Annotated in this window: 17 protein-coding genes, 1 tRNA gene and 1 pseudogene; 9 read left to right on the top strand and 10 right to left on the bottom strand. The window is 51.9% G+C overall.

What is annotated here, in order from left to right:
- Nucleotides 1-185 precede the first annotated feature (185 nt).
- Nucleotides 186-701, top strand: a pseudogene (locus BGL48_RS11860) (transposase); the annotation flags it as partial.
- 241 nt (nt 702-942) lie between these two features.
- Here the strand turns inward: BGL48_RS11860 and BGL48_RS11855 are convergent.
- Together BGL48_RS11855 and BGL48_RS11850 are read right to left on the bottom strand one after the other, a co-directional pair.
- A tRNA-Ser gene (locus BGL48_RS11855) sits at nt 943-1,033 on the bottom strand.
- A gap of 181 nt (nt 1,034-1,214) precedes the next feature.
- Nucleotides 1,215-2,423, bottom strand: a complete 1,209-nt coding sequence (locus tag BGL48_RS11850; protein WP_069362752.1) for a NupC/NupG family nucleoside CNT transporter — start codon at nt 2,421-2,423, stop codon at nt 1,215-1,217.
- Between the two features lie 578 nt (nt 2,424-3,001).
- On the opposite strand from BGL48_RS11850, the gene BGL48_RS11845 reads away from it, so the two are divergent.
- The 3 genes from BGL48_RS11845 (at nt 3,002) to BGL48_RS11835 (ending at nt 5,715) form a co-directional block, all read left to right on the top strand.
- Nucleotides 3,002-4,279, top strand: coding sequence for an NRAMP family divalent metal transporter (locus tag BGL48_RS11845; protein ID WP_069362833.1), 1,278 nt, complete (start codon nt 3,002-3,004; stop codon nt 4,277-4,279).
- 207 nt (nt 4,280-4,486) lie between these two features.
- Nucleotides 4,487-5,155 (top strand): Bax inhibitor-1/YccA family protein, encoded by a 669-nt coding sequence (locus tag BGL48_RS11840; protein ID WP_046073363.1) that lies wholly within the window; start codon nt 4,487-4,489, stop codon nt 5,153-5,155.
- 230 nt (nt 5,156-5,385) lie between these two features.
- The gene (locus tag BGL48_RS11835; RefSeq protein ID WP_069362832.1) at nt 5,386-5,715 is read left to right on the top strand and encodes a TusE/DsrC/DsvC family sulfur relay protein; all 330 of its coding nucleotides are present in this window, start codon (nt 5,386-5,388) and stop codon (nt 5,713-5,715) included.
- 111 nt (nt 5,716-5,826) lie between these two features.
- On the opposite strand, the gene yccX is transcribed toward BGL48_RS11835, so the two are convergent.
- Nucleotides 5,827-6,099, bottom strand: coding sequence for an acylphosphatase (gene yccX, locus BGL48_RS11830; protein ID WP_069362831.1), 273 nt, complete (start codon nt 6,097-6,099; stop codon nt 5,827-5,829).
- 81 nt (nt 6,100-6,180) lie between these two features.
- Between yccX and BGL48_RS11825 the strand changes: the two genes are divergently transcribed.
- The 3 genes from BGL48_RS11825 to BGL48_RS11815 all read left to right on the top strand — a co-directional run bounded on the left by BGL48_RS11825 (nt 6,181) and on the right by BGL48_RS11815 (nt 10,019).
- Complete coding sequence (locus tag BGL48_RS11825; protein ID WP_069362830.1) at nt 6,181-7,554, top strand: methyl-accepting chemotaxis protein; 1,374 nt, start codon at nt 6,181-6,183, stop codon at nt 7,552-7,554.
- A gap of 186 nt (nt 7,555-7,740) precedes the next feature.
- Complete coding sequence (locus BGL48_RS11820; RefSeq protein ID WP_069362829.1) at nt 7,741-8,928, top strand: class I SAM-dependent methyltransferase; 1,188 nt, start codon at nt 7,741-7,743, stop codon at nt 8,926-8,928.
- A 131-nt stretch (nt 8,929-9,059) separates the two neighbouring features.
- Nucleotides 9,060-10,019 (top strand): sensor domain-containing diguanylate cyclase, encoded by a 960-nt coding sequence (locus BGL48_RS11815; RefSeq protein WP_069362828.1) that lies wholly within the window; start codon nt 9,060-9,062, stop codon nt 10,017-10,019.
- Between the two features lie 74 nt (nt 10,020-10,093).
- On the opposite strand, the gene BGL48_RS11810 is transcribed toward BGL48_RS11815, so the two are convergent.
- From BGL48_RS11810 to BGL48_RS11790, 5 genes are all read right to left on the bottom strand, one after another.
- Entirely contained in the window at nt 10,094-11,980 is a 1,887-nt protein-coding gene (locus BGL48_RS11810; RefSeq protein ID WP_069362827.1) for a propionyl-CoA synthetase, read from the bottom strand.
- Between the two features lie 65 nt (nt 11,981-12,045).
- Nucleotides 12,046-13,497, bottom strand: a complete 1,452-nt coding sequence (locus BGL48_RS11805; RefSeq protein ID WP_069362826.1) for a bifunctional 2-methylcitrate dehydratase/aconitate hydratase — start codon at nt 13,495-13,497, stop codon at nt 12,046-12,048.
- 43 nt (nt 13,498-13,540) lie between these two features.
- Nucleotides 13,541-14,692 (bottom strand): bifunctional 2-methylcitrate synthase/citrate synthase, encoded by a 1,152-nt coding sequence (gene prpC / locus BGL48_RS11800; RefSeq protein ID WP_069362825.1) that lies wholly within the window; start codon nt 14,690-14,692, stop codon nt 13,541-13,543.
- 114 nt (nt 14,693-14,806) lie between these two features.
- Complete coding sequence (gene prpB, locus BGL48_RS11795; RefSeq protein WP_069362824.1) at nt 14,807-15,676, bottom strand: methylisocitrate lyase; 870 nt, start codon at nt 15,674-15,676, stop codon at nt 14,807-14,809.
- Nucleotides 15,677-15,747: 71 nt separating this feature from the next.
- Nucleotides 15,748-16,461, bottom strand: coding sequence for a GntR family transcriptional regulator (locus BGL48_RS11790; protein WP_069362823.1), 714 nt, complete (start codon nt 16,459-16,461; stop codon nt 15,748-15,750).
- Nucleotides 16,462-16,691: 230 nt separating this feature from the next.
- Between BGL48_RS11790 and BGL48_RS11785 the strand changes: the two genes are divergently transcribed.
- Complete coding sequence (locus BGL48_RS11785) at nt 16,692-17,303, top strand: YitT family protein (protein ID WP_069362822.1); 612 nt, start codon at nt 16,692-16,694, stop codon at nt 17,301-17,303.
- A 175-nt stretch (nt 17,304-17,478) separates the two neighbouring features.
- Nucleotides 17,479-18,351 carry a (2Fe-2S)-binding protein gene (locus BGL48_RS11780; protein WP_069362821.1) on the top strand — a complete coding sequence of 291 codons (873 nt, stop codon included), beginning with the start codon at nt 17,479-17,481 and terminating at the stop codon, nt 18,349-18,351.
- On the opposite strand, the gene BGL48_RS11775 is transcribed toward BGL48_RS11780, so the two are convergent.
- Both BGL48_RS11775 and BGL48_RS11770 read right to left on the bottom strand, forming a co-directional pair.
- Entirely contained in the window at nt 18,348-19,463 is a 1,116-nt protein-coding gene (locus tag BGL48_RS11775) for an endonuclease/exonuclease/phosphatase family protein (RefSeq protein WP_069362820.1), read from the bottom strand. The two genes, BGL48_RS11780 and BGL48_RS11775, sit on opposite strands and share 4 nt — an antisense overlap.
- 29 nt (nt 19,464-19,492) lie before the next feature.
- Nucleotides 19,493-19,978, bottom strand: a complete 486-nt coding sequence (locus BGL48_RS11770) for a hypothetical protein (protein ID WP_069362819.1) — start codon at nt 19,976-19,978, stop codon at nt 19,493-19,495.
- Between the last annotated feature and the right edge of the window lie 154 nt (nt 19,979-20,132).

Raw genomic sequence — 20,132 nt, 5'->3', positions numbered from 1 at the left:
AAACATTAGGAGACCATTAAATCGCACTGAAAATGATCAACAAATTGATCCTTTATTTTCACTCATTTTAATTAATAAACATGGTTCAACGCACGATTTTCAGCCTTAATTGACAACTAAGTCATTAAATCGCTAGCCCAGGCATGCCGCGGATCTTCATGCGTTTTCCCTGAGTTGATCATTTCCACGTGGCAAAAGTGCTCACCAAAGCTGTTGACGATGTTCGCAAGCAAGAGGTTAACCGTCTACCGCCATACCTTAAACGAGAGTGCTACAGAACGCGTTATGGCTGGCTCAAAAGAAATAGAAACCTCACCGGTCGCTTGAGGGAGCGTATAAACAAATTGGCCAAGCTCATGATAGATACAAGCCTTAGCTGGTTGCTCAAAGAGCAAGCAAGACTAATCTGGTACGGAGGTTCGATCAGAAGCGCAAGGAATCAATGGCTAGAGTGGCTTGCTTTAGTTAAAGCAAGTGGAATTAAACCATTGATAACAGCAGCGGCGACAGTGAAAAAGCACTTACCAGCGATCCTTAATGCAATGCGGCTGAAGGCATCGAATGGCCTGGCGGAAGCTATAAATGCCAAAATCCAGTACATGAAGCTTAGAGCCAAAGGCTTTAGAAACAAACAACGGTTCAAGACAGCGATACTGTTCTATTTTGGGGGACTTGATATGACTTTCCACCATGAACGATGAAGAGCCGTAAATATACAGCTTGGCAGTTTAGTGGAATGCGCTCTAGCGCCCACGCTACCGCCCTTTGGTTGGCGGCGTCCAAAAGGCCTTACAGGGCGATTTTTTGCGGGCTAGGTTATCAGATGCTGGGCAGTGTGTTTAGGCAAAGGGGTCTAAAATGTTGGCGCGGTCAGGGTTTGGGAGTTTGTGGGGGGGGATAAACGCAAAAAAGCCGCTGACTGGGCAGCGGCTTTTCGGTATGTGGCGGAGAGATAGGGATTTGAACCCTAGAAGGGCTATTAACCCTTGCCGGTTTTCAAGACCGGTGCTTTCAACCACTCAGCCATCTCTCCGGAACGCGGCGTATAATATTGGGTTCGCTGTGGCTTGTAAACCCTTTATTTGCCGCTTTTTGTCTGCTCGCTCAAGCCGTGATCAGGTTGGCGATATTGGTAGCAAAAAGCGATTAGCTTGCCGCCAACCGCCCTGCTTTTAACTGAGAGACGTTAGCTGAGTCTCTTTACCGCGCAGTAATTATAGCGCGATAAAAATACCCGCCAGTGCCGCACTCATTAGGTTGGCAAAGGTGGCGGCAATCACTGCGCGCACGCCCAAGCTTGCCACATCTTTGCGGCGTTCGGGCACCATCGCACCAATAGAGCCCAGTTGAATGGCAATTGAGCCAATGTTGGCAAAGCCACACAAGGCAAAAGTCACAATCACCTGGCTTTGCACCGACAAGTTCGCTTTGATATCGGCAAAGGATAAGAAGGCCACAAACTCGTTGAGTGCGATTTTCTGCCCTAACAGGTTGCCGACGGCAAACACTTCGTGCACCGGCACACCAGTAAGCAATGCTAGGGGTGAGAATAAATAGCCGAACAGGGTTTCTAGGCTTAAGCCTTCGAGCTCAAACAGCTCACCAATACTCCCGAGCCCAGCGTTTAGCATCGCAATCACGCTGATAAAGGCCACTAGCATGGTGCCGACGGCCACCGCGACTTTCATACCGTTCATCGCGCCGCTGGCTAAGGCGTCAATCGCGTTCGCTTGATCGCTATCGCTGATTTCAACCTGGTTTTGCTCCGCCGGTGTTTCCGTCTCAGGGACGATGATTTTGGCCATCAATAGCCCGCCCGGTGCGGCCATAAAGCTGGCAGCAATCAGATATTTCAAATCCACACCCATCGCCGCATATCCGCCTAACACACTGCCGGCCACCGAGGCCATGCCGCCGACCATAACGGCGAAGAGTTCAGAGCGGGTCATTTTGCTAAGAAAAGGGCGAACTACCAAAGGAGATTCGCCCTGAGAAAGAAAGATGTTGCTGGTCGCGACCAAGGATTCTGCGCGGCTGGTGCCGAGTAATCGCTGTATGCCGCCGCCGAGGAGTTTAATAACCCACTGCATGATGCCGAGATGATAAAGGAGAGAAATCAGCGCACTGATAAAAATGATTAACGGCAGTACTTTAACAGCGAAAATAAACCCATCGTTCGCCAGTGGCCCAAACACAAACTCGATGCCTTCGTTGGCAAATGAGAGTAGTTTAGCCGCGCCATTACTCATTGCCCCAAGCATGGCTTGACCAAAGGGAATATAGAGCACCAGGGCAGCAAACCCAGCTTGCAAGCCAAACGCGCCTAGCACTGTTCGCCAGTTGATGGCTTTGCGATTGGTGGAAAATGCGCACGCGCACAGAAACAGAGCGACCAGACCTGCCGCACTATAGAGAAGTTGCATAAATAGATTACCTTGCCGTTGTGTTGCACTTGCGGTACGGATGAGTACGACACGCTGCCGGGGTGGCAAGAGGTTCCATCATGCGTTACATCGTACCGCGGGTTCGGTGAAGGTGGGCCCGACCTTGGACGCTTTTTCTTCAGCCGCGAATCGCGACACAGTCACTCTTTGGCTATCGCTGTGCAAAGAGCACATGTTGGGCGAGCATTCTATTGTGATTAAGCTCTCATTTCCAGCATAATTTGACGCTCGATCACACTTATTGAGTGGTTGTTGACCATTGCAAACGGCCCTTTTGGCTTTGTCTTGTCCCTCAGACAATGGTCGGATGTTTATCCCTCTCTTTTTGTGTCACGTTGTCAGTGTCTATCATTCACACTCGGCATCACGCCTACGTTTAACAAATTTGGCAAGATTGGTTGACTCGTTTGGCTCATATGATATTCATGGGTGGCTATTGACAAAATTATTGAAGGTAAAGTGATAAAAATAAGCCTCAATGGAAAAAACAAAAGCAATAGCGCTAAAAAATACAACAAAGCAAACACAACAACGCAACCACAATAAAGGAAACACACATGCAAACCGTCTCTTCGCATCAGACAGGACCTAGCTTGTCGGTGATGCAACGTCTACGCGCATTGGGGCCAGGAATCATGATGGCCGCGGCAGCTGTAGGCGGCTCTCACCTTGTTGCTTCAACCAAAGCCGGAGCCATTTATGGCTGGCAGCTTGCGGCATTGATCCTGCTCGTTAACTTGTTTAAATACCCCTTTTTTCGAGCAGGCGTACAATATACTGCGGGAACCGGTGAAACCTTGGTCGAGGGCTATGCGCGTTTAGGTCGCCCTTACCTGTGGCTGTTTGTCGCACTGAGTGCCGTATCTGGGGTGATTAACACCGCGGCCTTGACCTTATTTAGTGCCAGCTTGCTCAGCTATTTTGTGCCGTTTGATCTCTCACTGACGGTGCTCTCGAGCATTATTGTGGCTACCTGCTTAGTCATCTTGATTGCGGGACATTACAAAGCGCTGGATACCTTATCAAAAGTGATCATGGCGACGCTGACTTGCGCCACCTTGGTGGCAGTGACGATTGCCGTGGGGAATCCTGTCGCGGTTGAACCCAACTTCAATGCACCCTCGATTTGGTCTGTCGCCGCCATCGGCTTTATTGTGGTGACCATGGGTTGGATGCCGGCTCCGATTGAAATTTCTAGCATCACCTCGGTGTGGCTCAAGCGTAAAGCGCAATCTGATCCGATTAACGCCAAAGCGGCGCTGTTTGATTTTAACGTCGGTTACATCGGTACCGCGCTGTTGGCGATTGTGTTCTTATCACTCGGTGCCTTGCTTCTGCATGGCAGCGGGGTTGAACTAAAGCAATCGGGTATTGGCTTTTCGCATCAGTTAGTGGGCCTGTATGCCGCCACCATTGGTGAATGGTCGCGCTATTTGATTGCGGTGGTGGCCTTTTTCTGTATTTTTGGCAGCACCATTACCGTGATTGATGGCTATGCGCGCGTGGTGTCTGAATCACAACGCTTGTTGCGTGAACAAACAGAAGCCGAGGCGCCCCCGGGTATCGCACAAGGCTGGATGATGCTGATCTCGGTGTTGGCACTGGCGATTGTGGCGTTTTGGACCGGCGCACTGCTGACCATGCTTGATTTCGCCATGGTCGCGGCATTTGTCACCACGCCTTTCTTTGCATTGCTCAACTATATTTTGGTGACCAAACACCGCTTGCCGCCTGAAGTGACCATGAGCAAAGCGATGCGCGCATTGGCAATCACCGGATTAGTGTATTTGTTCGGCTTTTTGGCCGTATTCGTCTGGTGGAAGTGGTTGATGTAACAAACTTTACCTTGTTCACGCTTAAGGGGCTGGGTTAACATCCTTTTACAACTTCAGCAACGGTGTTGGGCGTGGATAAGGTATTATTGACTTTATAAAAGCCAGTCGTGGTTTAGGTTAAGGACGTGGGCGGCTTGAAAAAGTGAACGACTGCCCACATAACTGTCGTATATAAAAATGGATTGTTAACCCAACCGGGAGAACGTTATGAACGATCGTATCGTTTCGCACAGCCAGTCACAGCAGAGTGCGTTATCTACAAACAAAGTGCTACGTAACACGTATGCACTGCTATCGATGACACTGATCACCAGTGCTATCGCGGCCTTTATCGCTATCGCTGTCGGCATCGGCCCAATGATGTCGCTAGGTATGACCCTAGGTGCGTTGGCGATCGTGTTCTTTGTGCTACCACGCACCATGAACTCCTCTGCCGGTATTGTATGGACCTTCGTGTTCACCGGCCTTTTAGGTGCCTCGTTAGGCCCAACGCTGACCTACTACTTGAGCCTGTCTAGCGGCCCAGGGATTGTGATGCAGGCTCTCGCCACCACAGGTATGGTGTTCTTAGGCCTATCGGCGTATGCCATTACCTCTAAGAAAGACTTCTCTTTCATGGGTGGTTTCTTGGTTGCCGGTGTGATTGCCCTTCTGGTGGCAATGGTCGCGAACATCTTCTTGCAGATCCCAGCGCTGAGTCTGGCAATCAGCACTATCGCGGTACTGATTTTCTCAGCCTTTATTCTGTATGACACCAGCAACATCATTAATGGCGGCGAGACCAACTACATCCGCGCCACCGTGTCGCTGTATTTGAACATCTTCAACATCTTCGTTCACATGCTAAGCATTCTTGGCTTTATGAACGACGACTAAGCCCCAAGGTTTAGTCAGTCACAAACACAAAGAGCCGGCACACGCCGGCTTTTTTTTATGGCTGCGTTTTTTATCCCTAAAAGCGGGTGATTGCAAAGCGCGCCCACTCAGTGCGGCGCGCCACATCCCGCACAGTGAGCGCCAGTTGCACTCGCCCTCCCTGCTCGCTATGCTTTGCAGCCTTAATCAAAGCGATAACGTCCGGTCAGATGACGAACAAAGGTAAGACTATGCTGGTGTATGAAGGTGAAACCATTGCGACGGATGCGCAAGGGTATTTAAAAAATGTGGACGATTGGCACGAAGCCCTGGTGCCGCTGCTTGCCGAACAAGAAAACATTGCGCTGACCGAGGGACACTGGGAAGTGATTCACTTTGTCCGCCATTTTTATCAAGAGTACAACACTTCACCAGCGGTGCGTTTGTTGGTTAAGTCGATGGAAAAAGAATACGGCCCAGAAAAAGGCAACAGCAAGTACTTGTTTAAGCTGTTCCCGAAAGGCCCAGCCAAACAGGCCACCAAGCTGGCAGGCTTACCCAAGCCCGCTAAATGCCTCTAGTGATCGAGGCCGACAAGTCCCGAGGCCGATAAATCAAGCGCCGCCACACCCTCGCGGCGCATGTAACGATTGGCACTAGGCTCTATGTTATTGAGACCTGTTATTAAGACGCTATAAGATGGCGAACCCATCAACGGCGCGCCATTCCGCTCCTTCTTTGTCAACCTGATCGACGCCTGCTGTCGGTGGCCCTTTATCTAACCACGTCATTAACGCGTCCACTGACTCCTCGCGGCCACAGGCCAATACCTCAACGCGACCATCCGGCAGATTTTTCGCGTATCCGGTCAATGAAAGCTTTAACGCTTCATGGGCGGTGTGATAACGAAAGCCAACCCCCTGAACGTGACCTGTGACATAGGCTTTGACACATTTTTGAGACATCTGTCACCTCTGCTATATTCCCATTGCAAAACGACACCTGTATAACGCTACATGAGACAAGTCGTTTGACAGGATGGCGTCATGAAAGAAGTTGCGTTTCGATGGATTGATAAATACTTTATCCACCTTCGGCTACAAGAAAAATTTTACCTTATCTTTTTCCTCCCCTTGCTCGCAATGGTTGTGATTGCGCTTACCTTGGATGCTGCTTCGGATACCCGTGTGGCACACAAAATGGAAGCGGAAGGTCAAGCCATTCAAGCCATGGTTGAAAAATACGACCTCCCGAAAGGCGAGGTGCAAACCTTACTCAATAACCAGCAAACCGGTTTTACCTTTAATGGCAATGAGCTTGCCTACCAAGTCGACGGCTCGCTGTTTAGCCATATGAGCGCCACCGATTGGAGCCTGCTCCTTGGTATGGTGCTAGTGATTGCGGTGCTGATTTACTACATCATGACCTTTATTGGCGGTGCGATGTACACCATGAACCAAGCTTTATTAAAGCTAGCAGAGGGTGAACTGAGTTACCGAATGAACTTCATTCCTGTTCGTGATGAGTTTAGCCAAATTGCCGTTACTATCGATCAAGTGCTCGAGCGCGAGCAAAACTTGGTGAAGGCGATCCAGGAAAGCGCGGAAATGATGGATGGTCTGTCCTCCAGTCTGCAGCAGCGTAGCGATGAAAGTGAAGCCTTGGGTGAGAGTCAGCGCCAGTATCTTGATTCACTGGCCAGTGCCACCGAAGAAATGGCCGGCTCGATTCGCGAAGTAGCCAGCCATGCCACGGACACCTCGACCCAAACGCAAGAGGCCACCGAGGCGGCAAACCAGGGGCGTCAGCAAGTTCAACAAACCATGAGCGCGATTAACGGCCTTGCCGCTGAAATTGCCCAAGCGGCAGATAAAGTCAGCGAGCTGAGCAAAAACGCCGAGCAAATTGGTACCGTGGTAACCACCATCAATGGCATCAGTGAACAAACCAACTTGTTGGCCCTTAACGCCGCAATTGAAGCAGCACGTGCCGGTGAGCAAGGCCGCGGCTTTGCCGTGGTGGCCGATGAAGTACGCACACTGGCCAGTCGTACCCAAGAGTCCACGGTAGATATTCAGTCGATGATTGAATCACTGCAAACGCATACCGCGGAGCTGCGCCAGGTGATGGAAGGCACAGTTGAAAATGCGTCGTCCAATGAAGCGGCGGTGCAGGAAATTGATACCGAAATTAGCCAAATCGCTGAGCGCAGTGGCACCATTGCCGATCGCAGTACCGAGATTGCTGCCGCTGCTGAACAGCAAGGCAATGTCGCGGGTACGATTTCGCAAGATGTGGAGCAAGTACGCAGCCAGTCTACCCAGGTTGCCCAAATGCTGCGTGACTCCGCCACTGAAGTGAGCGAGCTGGGCGCACAGGCGCATCAATTAAAAACTTTAGTGGCAGGGCTTCGCACCTAATTCCTTGGTCTACCCCCCTCACGCTTGTTATCACGCGCCCTTCTCTGGGCGCGTTTTTATTGCAATGTCACTCACCTTGCTCGACAATACCCGCCCTTTTTTTCTTGAGCCGCAAGTCACGTCATGATGCAGGTGCCCCACTCAGCATTTTGACGTGTTTTGCACCACCCATTGTTAGGAACCATCATGACTGCCACTGTGTATCTCGCCAAAGGCCGCGATAAATCCATCAAACGCCGCCATCCTTGGATTTTCTCACGCGGGATCACCCGCGTTGAAGGCAAGCCCGGACTAGGTGACACTGTCACGGTTTGTGACCATCAAGGCGAGTTTTTAGGCATGGGGGCATTTTCGCCGCAATCACAAATTCGGGTACGCATGTGGTGCTTTGAAAAAACCGCCATCGACAGTGACTTTTTCCTTGCCCGTATTCGTGCGGCAAAATCGCTACGTACCAAGCTCGCTAAACGTGATGGCTTAACCGGATACCGCCTCTTGGCCGCTGAGTCAGACGGTGTGCCCGGTATTACCGTGGATAAATACGATAACTACTTGGTGTGCCAATTGCTCAGCGCCGGGGCGGAAGTTCAGCGTGATAACCTGGTCACCGCGCTACGCACCGAGTTCCCAGATTCTCATATCTACGAGCGCTCGGATGTGGCGATTCGTAAGAAAGAAGGCCTCAAGCCTCGCGTGGGAGTGTTACACGGTGAGAAGCCGCCGGCCACTGTCACCATAGAAGAAAACGGCGTGGCGATTGAGGTTGATATTGCTAACGGCCATAAAACCGGTTTTTACCTCGACCAACGTGATAGCCGCGAACAAGCGGTGAAATACATGGATGGCAAACGCGTCTTAAACTGCTTTTGCTATACGGGCGGTTTTGGCTTGTATGCGCAAAAAGGCAATGCCAAACAGATTATCAATGTCGATGTTTCCCAGCCCGCACTCGACAAAGCCAAAGCCAATGCGGCGCGAAACGGCTTTGATCTCACGCGTGCTGAGTTTATTAATGCCGATGTGTTTAAGCTGCTGCGCACTTATCGCGAACAAGGTGAACGCTTTGATGTGATAGTAATGGACCCACCGAAGTTTGCCGAGTCGAAATCGCAACTGAACGGTGCGTGTCGTGGTTACAAAGATATTAACATGCTTGCCATGCAGCTGCTGAATCCAGGCGGTGTGCTGCTCAGCTACTCTTGCTCGGGCTTAATGGACACGGGTCTGTTCCAAAAGATACTGGCAGATGCCGCCTTGGATGCGGGTAAAAACGTGCAATTTATCGAGCGCTTTGCACAAGCTGCCGACCACCCCACTCACAGTGCCTACCCAGAAGGGTTCTATCTGAAAGGCTTTGCTTGTCTGGTGCAATAAGCCGCAAGCGGTATCGCACATTTTGTGGCAGTAGGCGACTTATGTCGTCTTCTGCCCTAGACACTTTTGTCTAGCCCCTCTACTGTATTTAGAGAGTCAGCATTTGTAGAGCGAGCAACAGGAGTGTGTGAATGCTCAGTCCCATTAAACCACAAGATGAAAAGCAACGTTTAAAAAGGCTGGAAGAAACAGGCCTGCTCGATAGCGAAGACGAAGAGCGTTTTGACCGCATCACACGTTTAGCGAAACGTTTATTCAACGTCCCGATCTCCCTCGTGAGTTTAATCGACAACGATCGTCAGTGGTTTAAATCCTGTTTTGGCCTGACTGTGCGCGAAACCTCACGCGATATTTCTTTTTGCGGCCATACCATTTTGGGGGATCAACCCTTTGTGGTGAAAGACGCCAGCCTCGATCCACGTTTCGCCGACAATCCCCTCGTTGCGGGCGATCCGCATATTCGCTTTTATGCGGGACATCCGCTTTCTCTCAGTGATGGCACCAATGTCGGCACACTGTGTGTCATTGATACTCAACCTAGGCGCTTTAGCCAAGAAGACTTGCGCTTTTTAAACGATCTGGCGCTACTGGCGGAAAGCGAGTTGTCATCGGCTCAGACAGCCTATACCGATAGTCTTACCGGTATCTCTAATCGACGCGGTTTTATGCAACTGGCTAGCCGAGCAGTGCAGCATTGTCAGTCGATTAATGCCCCCTATTCATTGGCGTTTTTGGACTTAAATAACTTTAAAGCGATTAATGATACCTACGGCCATGCCGAAGGGGATAGCGCCTTATCCCATTTGGCTAACTTGCTGCGTGCCAATATGCGCGAGTCGGATGTGTTTGCGCGGTTTGGTGGCGATGAGTTTGTGCTATTTCTTTACGGTGCTGGCCGCCAAGAAGCAAAAAACGCACTCGAGCGCTTTGCGGGCGTGGTTGATCGATTTAATCGGATTAATCGCCATACCTACCCCCTTTCGTTTAGCCAAGGGATTGCTAACAGCTCGGCCACCTCGCACCGCAGTTTAGATGACTTGTTGGATGAAGCGGATACCAAGATGTCTCAACAAAAAAATGCCAAGGTGTAGGCCACAGGCGGTACTGATTGCCTCACCTTGCTTTGCGTTGAGCCATGCTCATCGTTTACTAAAAGTCTGACCGACTACGAAGCGGATAGTGCAGAGGCAATGGCCTCCAAACTGCTCGGATCATCGATCGTCGAGGGCACTTGATAAGATTCACCATCCGCCATTTGGCGAATAATGCGACGCAAGATTTTACCTGAGCGTGTTTTGGGTAACTTATCGACGATAACCGCCTGTTTAAAGCAAGCAATCGCGCCAATTTGATCCCGCACACGCTGCACCAATGCCTGTTCGATCTCGCCACTCACAGAGACAAAACCGTCTTTCAGTACCACCAAACCAATCGGTAATTGGCCTTTAAGCTCATCGTGCATGCCTACTACCGCACACTCGGCGACCGCTTCATGACTGCCTAGTACCTCCTCCATTTCGCCGGTCGATAAACGATGACCCGCGACGTTAATCACATCATCAATCCGTCCCATCACAAACACGTAGCCATCTTCGTCCATGTAGCCGCCATCACCGGAGACATAATAACCGGGGAACTGGCTGAGGTAGCCGGCTTCAAAACGATCGTGGTTGCGCCACACCGTCGGCAGGCAGCTAGGTGGCAGGGGGCGCTTTACGGCAATGTATCCTTGCTGGTTTGGCGCCGCCAGTTCGCCCATTTCATCAAGGATCTGCACTTGATAGCCAGGGCTTGGCATGGTTGCCGAGCCGGGCTTGGTCGCAAAGCAGGTTAATCCCAATGGATTGCCCGCAATCGCCCAGCCAGTTTCGGTTTGCCACCAGTGATCCACCACGGGTCGCTGGGTCTTTTCTTCCACCCATTCCAATGTGGGCGGGTCAAGCCGCTCACCCGCCATAAACACCGTGCGTAAGGATGTCATCGGATAACGCGCAAGATGCTCACCGTTTGGGTCTTGCTTTTTAATCGCCCGAAAGGCGGTGGGTGCAGAGAATAAAATGCTGACGTTATACTCATCACACACGCGCCAAAACGCACCTGCATCCGGTGTGCCGACGGGCTTGCCTTCAAACATCACCGTGGTGCAGCCATGTAGCAAAGGAGCATAGACAATATACGAGTGCCCTACTACCCAGCCGACATCCGACGCGGCCCAAAACACCTCGCCGGGTTTGACGTTATAAATCGCGCTCATGCTGTACTTCATCGCTACCGCATGGCCGCCATTATCACGCACTACGCCTTTGGGTTTACCCGTGGTGCCGGAGGTATAGAGGATATACAAGGGATCGGTGGCGTTGACCGGCACCGGCGGCGCAGGTGTGGCTTCAGCTAATAGCGCCGCCCAATCAGCATCACGCGGGTTGTCTAAATGGGCACGACACATCGCCCGCTGATAGACCACCACATGGTCGGGTTTGTAGCGACTGTCCATGATGGCTTGATCGATCATCGGCTTATAAGCCAAGGTTTTCGCGCCCTCAATGCCGCACGAAGCGGTGAGCACTACTTTGGGCTCCGCATCTTCAATCCGTACCGCCAGCTCGTTCGGGGCAAAACCTCCAAACACCACCGAATGAATAGCACCAAGCCGTGCGCAAGCGAGCATCGCTACGGTTGCTTCTGGGATCATGGGCATATAAATCACCACGCGATCCCCCTTTTCAACCCCTAGCCCTGCCAGCATGCCCGCCACTTTCGCCACGTAGTCACGCAGCGCCGCATAGGTATAAGTGGTTTTTTTATCGGTAACCGGTGAGTCGTAAATCAGCGCGGTTTGCTCGCCCCGGCCTTGTTCGACATGGGCATCAAGCGCCATATACGCGGTGTTCATGGTGCCATCGGCAAACCAGCGCTCAATGCCATTATCGTCTTTGCTGAGAATGGTTTGTGGAAAGGTAAACCAATCAAGCTGTTTGGCCTGCGCCTGCCAAAACCCCTCGGGATCGCGGCTGGCCCAATCCGCATGGTGTTGGTAACTGGCTTCTTGCATAAGCGGCTCCTTATCGCCCGCTATCAGCGAGCGATGAGTTAGCAAGCAACGTGTTGATAACGTGCTTAGTTAATCACAAACAGCGACATAAATTCGTGCACCGGGGTTTTTTCCAGCGCGGCCTGATCGCTACACAAGGCGGCAATTTTATCGCTCTGTGCTTGCGGGAAACGGGTCGCCAAGTTGGAGCGGAATTTTTGCTCCAGTACGGGGATCCCTTTTTCACGGCGGCGGCGATGACCAATCGGGTATTCCACTGCGACTTGTTCAGTGTGGCTGCCATCGGTAAAGAAGATTTGGATCGCATTGGCAATCGATCGCTTGTCATCTTCTAGGTATTCCGCGCTATAGCGTGGGTCTTCTTTGATCACCATTTTTTGCCGTAGCGCGTCAATACGCGGGTCGGCGTGATGGAAGGCATCTTCATAGTGCTCGGCCACCAGATTGCCGTATAACAGCGGCACCGCCACCATATATTGCAGGCAGTGGTCACGGTCGGCCGGGTTGGCCAACTCCCCTTCTTTAGAAATGATGCGAATGGCCGATTCATGGGTGGTGATTTCAATACGTTCAATCTCGTCAGCCCGGTCTTTAACCTGTGCATGCAAGGTAACGGCCGCTTCCACCGCGGTTTGAGCATGAAACTCAGCAGGGAAGGAAATCTTAAACAGCACGTTTTCCATCACGTAGCTGGCAAAGTCTTGTTTGATACTAAAGGGATTACCGTTAAACAGCACATCGTAATAGCCCCATTTTGGCGCGCTGAGTACCGACGGCATTCCCATTTCGCCTTTCATGGTGATCATCGCCAGACGCACCGCGCGGGAGGTGGCATCGCCCGCCGCCCACGATTTGCGTGAACCGGCGTTCGGGGCATGGCGGTAGGTGCGCAGCGCGCAGCCATCCACCCAAGCTTGTGAGACGGCATCAATGATCTGGTCACGATTACCGCCCAGCATTTTGGTGACCACCGCCGTCGACGCCACGCGCACCAGTAAAACGTGATCGAGCCCGACACGGTTAAAGCTATTCTCGAGTGCAAGTACGCCTTGGATCTCATGCGCTTTGATCATCGCAGTCAGCACATCGCGCATGGTAAGCGGCGGTTTGCCTTCGGACACGGCCACACGGCTTAAGTAATCGGCGGTGGCCAAAATTCCACCTAGGTTATCGGACGGATGGCCCCACTCGGCGGCGAGCCAAGTATCGTTAAAATCGAGCCAGCGAATAATACAACCGATGTTAAACGCGGCAGTGACCGGATCAAGCTCATGAGAGGTGCCCGGCACACGCGCACCATGTTGCACTGTAGTACCCGGCACCAGTGGACCCAGGTGTTTGGTGCATTCAGGGAAACGTAGCGCCAGCAAGCCACAGCCAAGGGTATCCATCAAACAGTTACGGGCAGTGTTATAGGCTTCTGCCGAAGCAATCGGCGTGCTATCGACATAGTCAGCAATTTGCACCAATAAGGCATCGGGGTCGGGGCGCTGGTTCAGTTCTACGTTGTTGCTCATGGTCAATTCCTTCTGTAATTTCAATCGGGTGAATGCGCGCCGATTAGGGGCGCTGCTCGATGGGTAGCCAATCTTGGTGTTCAGGGCCGTCGTAATCGGCACTTGGACGAATAATGCGGTTATTGGCGCGCTGCTCAAACACATGCGCCGCCCAGCCCGTTACTCGGCTCATCACAAAAATCGGGGTAAACAATTTGGTTGGGATTCCCATAAAGTGATAGGCCGATGCGTGATAAAAATCGGCATTGGGGAACAAGCCTTTTTCGCGTTTCATCACTTGCTCAACCCGCTCAGACACGTCATAAAGCCAAGCGTCTGGTGCGTTTTCCGCCAGCTGTTTCGACCAATGCTTAATAAGGGTATTGCGGGGATCTGACTCACGGTAAATTGCATGGCCAAAGCCCATCACCTTGTCTTTATTGGCGAGCATTTGCATTAATCCGGCTTCGGCTTCGTCAGGTGTGCGCCACTGTTCCAGCATCGCCATTGCCGCTTCGTTGGCACCGCCATGTAATGGGCCGCGCAAACTGCCGATGGCCGCAGTAATGCAAGAGTGCAAATCGGACAAGGTGGACGCGCACACTCGGGCGGTAAAGGTCGAAGCATTAAACTCATGCTCGGCATACAGCACCAGCGAGCAATGCATCACAGATTCATGCAGTGGCGACGGGGTTTCATCAGTGAGCATTTTGAGGAAGTAACCACCAATGCTTTTCACCTCTGGCTGATAGGTATCGACTCGCATGCCATCATGCGAATAGCGATACCAATAGCAGATAATGGCTGGCAACATTGCCAACAGCGTATCGGTTTTATCCGCTTGCTCACTGAAGTCAGTTTCTTGATCCAAGTTCCCCAACATCGAGCAACCCGTACGCATCACATCCATGGGGTGCGCATTGGCCGGGATCCGTTCCAGTACCGCTTTTAAGGCGTCAGGTAATCCCCGCTTACCCACCAAGGTTTCTGTGTAGTCAGCCAGTGCTTGGCAATTGGGGAGTTGGCCTTTGAGTAGCAGGTAAGCCACTTCCTCAAATTGGGCGTGATTGGCTAAATCGGTAATGTCATAACCCCGGTAGGTTAATCCAGTGCCGGTTTGCCCGACCGTACACAAGGCGGTGGTGCCGGCACTTTGGCCACGCAGGCCTGCGCCAGAGGTTGGTTTCTCGTTAGGTGCGACGGCGACATTTGTCATGATTGGCTCCTTTCCTTTGATGCCATCAGATTCAACCGCTGCATGAATCCGTGAACGTGATGATAATTCCAGTGGTGTAACCGACGTTTTCACACCGTGGGTGTGCGTCCGTGATCACTCTTTTCCAAATAGGCGATCCAATTGCTGTTCGTAGGCGTGATACCCCAAGAAGTCATAGAGCGCATCACGTGTTTGCATGGTGTCGACCACGTTTTTTTGGTGGCCATCATCCAGTAGGTGTTGATACACATTGAGGGCGGCTTGGTTCATGGCGCGAAACGCAGAGAGTGGATACAGCACCATGCTGACCCCGACGCCCGCCAGCTCTTGGCTGGTAAACAGAGGGGTTTGCCCAAACTCGGTGATATTGGCCAGTATCGGCACCTCTACTTGCTCGACAAAGGCTTGGTACTGTTCGAGCGTTTGCATGGCTTCGGGGAAAATCATGTCCGCCCCTGCTTCTACGTACGCTCTGGCGCGGACAACAGCACTGTCCATGCCTTCCACTGCCAAGGCATCGGTGCGCGCCATGATCACAAACTCAGGATCGGTGCGCGCGTCCACCGCCGCTTTAATGCGGTCGATCATTTCAGCTTGGCTGACAATTTCTTTGTTAGGACGATGACCGCAGCGCTTTTGCGCTACTTGATCTTCCATATGCACCGCACCCGCACCGGCCCGTTCCATTTCACGAATGGTACGGGCAATGTTGAGCGCACCGCCAAAACCGGTATCAATGTCCACCAGCAAGGGCACGTCGGTTGCTGCGGTGATCCGGCGCACATCTTCCAACACATCGTTAAGCGTGGTGATCCCCAAATCCGGTAAGCCATAAGAGGCATTAGCAATCCCGCCTCCTGACAGGTAAATGGCTTGATGCCCTACTCGCTCTGCCATCATGGCGCAATAGGGGTTAATGGTGCCGACGACTTGCAGCGGAATATTGCTGCGTACCGCTTGGCGAAAACGTGCACCTGCACTCATCGTATTCTCCTTGTAAATTCGTGGCTTAGCGGGGCTCACCACCGCACTATTTTTAATTCGTCAGTTGCTATTCAATCTGCTATTTGCTGTTCAATCAGTTGGCGGCTGCGCTGAATATGACGACGCATCAGCATTTCCGCCAACTCGGCATCGCGCTCACGAATTGCCGCTAAAATTTGCATGTGCTCTTGCAGCGCTTGCTGGGGGCGAGAATGCGCTCGGGGCGATTGAAAGCGGTACATTCGCAACAGGTGGTACAACTCACCACACAACAGATTGATCAATTTCTGGTTATGGCTGGCTTTGATGATGCAATAGTGAAAATCAAAGTCCCCTTGTTGATGAAAGTAAGCCGCCCCCTCCACCCGTTCGATATAGGCATGGTGGGTGTCGAGCACCGCACTGAGCTGCTCAATTTCCGCATCGGTGATGTGCGCGCACGCCAGTCTTGCCGCCATGCCCTCTAACGCTTCTCGCACCGCGTAAATCTCAGCCAATTGTCGATGCGTGAGTGTCACGACTCTCGCACCGACATGAGGGACGCGCTCGACCAATCCCAAGGCTTCGACCCGCATCATCGCCTCGCGCAATGGGCCTCGGCTGACGCCAAATGCAGCAGCTAATCCCGCTTCCGATACTTTGGTGCCGGCTGGATAGCTGCCGGTGACAATCGCCTCGATAAGCTGTTCAGTCAGGCTGGCTGACTTGGTGGGCTCACGTGACTCAGCTGGCGCCGATTGCGTGTACTGATCGTGAACCTGGTCATTTGTCGACAATAAAGACATAAAAAACCGCTTAAGAACTTTAATAAAGCCAGAATAGAATAAGATTGTAGACAATGTAGATTAGACTTTGGTCTGTAGCGACGCACTTTTATCGTGATCAAAACCACAACGTAAATGATAATGTACGCATTGGATTGTTATTCACTTGTTATCAAACAGGTGTTTGACTCGACCTATTCAACCAACAGCGTATGGTGTAGCGGTCGTTTTAATAGGGATAGAACGCAAATATGGATAAAAATCATTCCAAGCGTGAAAACGCACTCGCGCTGCTTATCGGTAGCAGTTTGGTGTCACTCGGCATCTTCTTTTTCAACCAAGTGGGATTACTGACCGGCGGCACTGCTGGGTTGGCACTGTTTTTACAACGAGTCACTGACTTCAGTTTTGGTGAGCTTTTCTTCGTGATTAACCTGCCTTTTTATTGGCTCGCCTACACTCAAATGGGGAAACGCTTTACCTTAAGTACCTTGGTTGCGGTCAGCATCGTCTCATTCGGCGCGGATCACTTGAGCGCCGTATTAACCATCAATAGCATCCACCCTGTGTATGCGGCGCTGTTTGGCGGTGGGTTAATTGGCATGGGCATGTTAGTGATGTTCCGCCATCAGTGTAGCTTGGGTGGATTTAACACCTTGGCGTTGTTCTTACAGCAACGGTTTGGCATCCGCGCCGGCAAAGTACAAATGGCACTGGATTGCTCGATTGTGGTGTTGTCGCTGATGATCGTTGACCCATGGCTGATTGCCTTATCTGTCGCCGCGGCGATTACTACCAACCTCGTGCTGGCGATGAATCACAAGCCTGGACGCTATCAAGTCCAGCCTCCTTCAACAGCATAATAGCGTCGACCTTTGAGAGGTGGATGTCCGCCTCTCTTTTCAACCACTTCCTCTGCGACACCTTGTTCCCAATCGTGACGATAGTGCATCGACATCTAAATGCGAATCACTCTTACAATTGATTGCTGCACATGCTAAATTTCGCGTTTTGATTGCCTATCATAAAGGAGTGTTGATGAACGCGGCCGATCCTAGCGTTGATGTGTTAAGCCTGCCCACCACGGTTGCACTCGCCCCTTTCCCTTCTGCTTTAGGCTTGTCAGTGATCCCTGATGATGTAGTGGGCACGTCACTTCAAGAACAGCTCACGACTGAGCACGGATTGACGCAGTGTTTTTCCGCCGTCAACGCCACCTATGGCGACGCAGATAACCGCGCCCAAGGCACGCTCTTTATCGGCGCTTATGCCTATGAATTTTTGCTGCCCGTGCTGGCTAGCTGGCTCCTGGGCGGACAACTCCCCTCGCTAGATTTAGATAATTGGCAGGTCAAATACCAGCCTACCCGCGTCACCAAACCGAATGGCGAGGAGCTGGTTTATCACAAACCACATTTTTACCTCAATGCCTTGATTGGCTGGAAACAGCCAGCGGCAGAAGATTGGCAGGCTATTTTGCACGGCGCGTTGTTACGCCACTTTTCGCCGATCGTCGATGCGGTTGCCGAGCAAAGTGGTATGCGTGAAGGGCCACTTTGGAAAGTGGTTGCCGATTCAATCTGTATTGCCTTTTTGATGGTGGGTAAACATCGTGATTGTGAGCAGGCCGCGCGTGAAGCCGCGCTGTCGATCGTCCATCAACGCGGCACCCCACTTTATAGCAAGCGCAGTGGCTTTCACGATGTCACCGTCTACGATCCGAATGACACCCAAACTGTGCTGCAAACCCACAGCTTCCGTTTGCGCGGTGGCTGCTGTCGGATTTTTACCGTCGATGATCACAGTTATTGCTCAACCTGCTGCTTTTTAAAGCCGGACGAACAAGCTAAACGCCTCGCGGAAGTCGCGTGTCAGCGTGAAGGCGTGGCGCTGGACTCGCAGCCTCGCTAACTCAGTGCCACATCGACCCAGACAAGACGATGATCGGAGTGAGCACGCGCGTTTTCTTGGCCGTTTTTATCACAAATCAGTGGGTAGTCGGCATCATCAGACGCCGGCCAAAATACGCCAGAGGCTTGCACCGCTAGCTCTCGCGAAGGTAGGACGTAATCGAGGCGTAACCCACCGTTATGGGTAGCGATGGCCCGCCCTTTCCCTTCGATAAAGCGGAACGCATGAAACTGTGCCGCGTCACTTTTTGGTACCTGCGCCCCAACTGCAACCTCTGGATGCACCCGCGGATGGTGAAGCAAGGCGCCAATGGCTTGCTTGTCCCCATCACCATAGCTCGGATCCGCATTTAAATCGCCAATCACCACAAACGGTGTCTCAGGAGAAAGCCCGCCGTGAGCGCCCTTGTCGTCCACCAGCCAATCGGCATTATCCAAAAGGCCAATCAGTTGGTGAATTTCATCACTGTTGCGCCGCCAGTTACGCTTTTCTGGCCCATCAAACACCGGCGGCGTGGGATGACAGGCCACCACCTGTATTCGTTTATCACCAACCAAAATCGGCACTGACACCAAGTTTTTCGAGGCGAGGCGTAACGCCGTTTGTGCCTGTTCGGTGTAGTACTCCGCGGGAATTTGATGCTGAGGAAGCTGATACCACGCGAAGTCTTGCCACGTGCGAATCGCCGCATCGTCGAGAGGGTAACGCGATAAAATCACATAACCAAACTGGCCATGATAGTCGCCAAAGCCATGGCATTGCTGGGCATTCGTTAAGCGTTGATGCATGCTGACCGGCACCGTGAGTGTTAACCCCGTGTTGGTGGCAGGCAAGTAGCGATACGGATAATCAATCGGCGTGTCACCGTGTTGCGATTCGGCCAAGTGACGCTCACAAAATGCAGCGAGCGCCCCATCATCACCGCCATCGCCTGGATGATCGAATTCGCAAAGCACCACCACATCAGGACGCACCCGCTGTAAGGTTGCGGCGAGATTTTTAATTTGTCGGCTGGGGGCAGGCGCAAGCATCTTTGCTTTAATGTCACCGGCCTGACGCCCGGCTAGAGAGAGGTTGAATTGCGCGAACCTAAGGGTAAAAGGTGTTGTCATGACATCCCACGAGTAAGCTAAAAGGCGAGCTATTTTAACAAGCTATCAAGGGCGCGACGAATTTGCCGCGCATCGTCCTCTGCTCGATGCGGCGTCGGCCCCAGTGCCTCCATTTCGCGACTAAAATCGCGCCGATCCAGATCGCTGTGCTTTTTTAGCCATTGATTCACCTCCATTAAGGTGAATGAAGGACGCATATAGCAGGCTTTATAAAGTCGCCCCATCCAGAACAAATCCCATTGGCTATCGCACAATACATGTTCAAAAGGCGCGAGGGTCTGGTTGAGATGCTGGCATACTTCAAGAACACTGATCCCTTCGCTAAAAAGACGTTCACGCGAGATCCCATGAATTCGGGTTTCGGCTTCATTGTCCCAGTGGTGCCAATGTCCACTGGCGGTGGAAGGGTCAATCAAAAAACTATGGCTGTCACCACTTGGTAACACGTACCCGACCTCAATCGGGTAAGACACTAACGACAAACCGGATGCTTCAAAATCCAGTGTCACCCACATACGCGTACTCCTTGCTCATAAACACTCCTGCATGACTAGGCACTTCCATTGCCTGATTACCTAACTGTAGCCTTTTTGTTGCTACTTGGATGGGTTGTCGCGCTACTTTTGCGTGCTTGATTAACAAGTGGGTGAAAAAATAGATTTTATTTCA

Origin of the sequence: Salinivibrio sp. SS3 (assembly GCF_001722105.1) — a bacterium.
GTDB lineage: Bacteria > Pseudomonadota > Gammaproteobacteria > Enterobacterales > Vibrionaceae > Salinivibrio > Salinivibrio kushneri.
The sequence above is the reverse complement of the archived record's forward strand: the minus strand, read 5'-3'. Positions and strand labels throughout refer to the sequence as shown.

What these genes read in the sequence shown, in the direction of transcription:
- BGL48_RS11770 (WP_069362819.1), bottom strand. Translation starts at nt 19,978, where the DNA reads ATGTGGGTGACACTGGATTTTGAAGCATCCGGTTTGTCGTTAGTGTCT.
- BGL48_RS11805 (WP_069362826.1), bottom strand. Translation starts at nt 13,497, where the DNA reads ATGAGCAACAACGTAGAACTGAACCAGCGCCCCGACCCCGATGCCTTA.
- BGL48_RS11810 (WP_069362827.1), bottom strand. Translation starts at nt 11,980, where the DNA reads ATGCAAGAAGCCAGTTACCAACACCATGCGGATTGGGCCAGCCGCGAT.
- BGL48_RS11790 (WP_069362823.1), bottom strand. Translation starts at nt 16,461, where the DNA reads ATGTCTTTATTGTCGACAAATGACCAGGTTCACGATCAGTACACGCAA.
- BGL48_RS11780 (WP_069362821.1), top strand. Translation starts at nt 17,479, where the DNA reads ATGAACGCGGCCGATCCTAGCGTTGATGTGTTAAGCCTGCCCACCACG.
- BGL48_RS11825 (WP_069362830.1), top strand. Translation starts at nt 6,181, where the DNA reads ATGAAAGAAGTTGCGTTTCGATGGATTGATAAATACTTTATCCACCTT.
- BGL48_RS11785 (WP_069362822.1), top strand. Translation starts at nt 16,692, where the DNA reads ATGGATAAAAATCATTCCAAGCGTGAAAACGCACTCGCGCTGCTTATC.
- prpB (WP_069362824.1), bottom strand. Translation starts at nt 15,676, where the DNA reads ATGAGTGCAGGTGCACGTTTTCGCCAAGCGGTACGCAGCAATATTCCG.
- BGL48_RS11820 (WP_069362829.1), top strand. Translation starts at nt 7,741, where the DNA reads ATGACTGCCACTGTGTATCTCGCCAAAGGCCGCGATAAATCCATCAAA.
- yccX (WP_069362831.1), bottom strand. Translation starts at nt 6,099, where the DNA reads ATGTCTCAAAAATGTGTCAAAGCCTATGTCACAGGTCACGTTCAGGGG.
- BGL48_RS11845 (WP_069362833.1), top strand. Translation starts at nt 3,002, where the DNA reads ATGCAAACCGTCTCTTCGCATCAGACAGGACCTAGCTTGTCGGTGATG.
- BGL48_RS11815 (WP_069362828.1), top strand. Translation starts at nt 9,060, where the DNA reads ATGCTCAGTCCCATTAAACCACAAGATGAAAAGCAACGTTTAAAAAGG.
- BGL48_RS11840 (WP_046073363.1), top strand. Translation starts at nt 4,487, where the DNA reads ATGAACGATCGTATCGTTTCGCACAGCCAGTCACAGCAGAGTGCGTTA.
- BGL48_RS11835 (WP_069362832.1), top strand. Translation starts at nt 5,386, where the DNA reads ATGCTGGTGTATGAAGGTGAAACCATTGCGACGGATGCGCAAGGGTAT.
- BGL48_RS11775 (WP_069362820.1), bottom strand. Translation starts at nt 19,463, where the DNA reads ATGACAACACCTTTTACCCTTAGGTTCGCGCAATTCAACCTCTCTCTA.
- prpC (WP_069362825.1), bottom strand. Translation starts at nt 14,692, where the DNA reads ATGACAAATGTCGCCGTCGCACCTAACGAGAAACCAACCTCTGGCGCA.
- BGL48_RS11850 (WP_069362752.1), bottom strand. Translation starts at nt 2,423, where the DNA reads ATGCAACTTCTCTATAGTGCGGCAGGTCTGGTCGCTCTGTTTCTGTGC.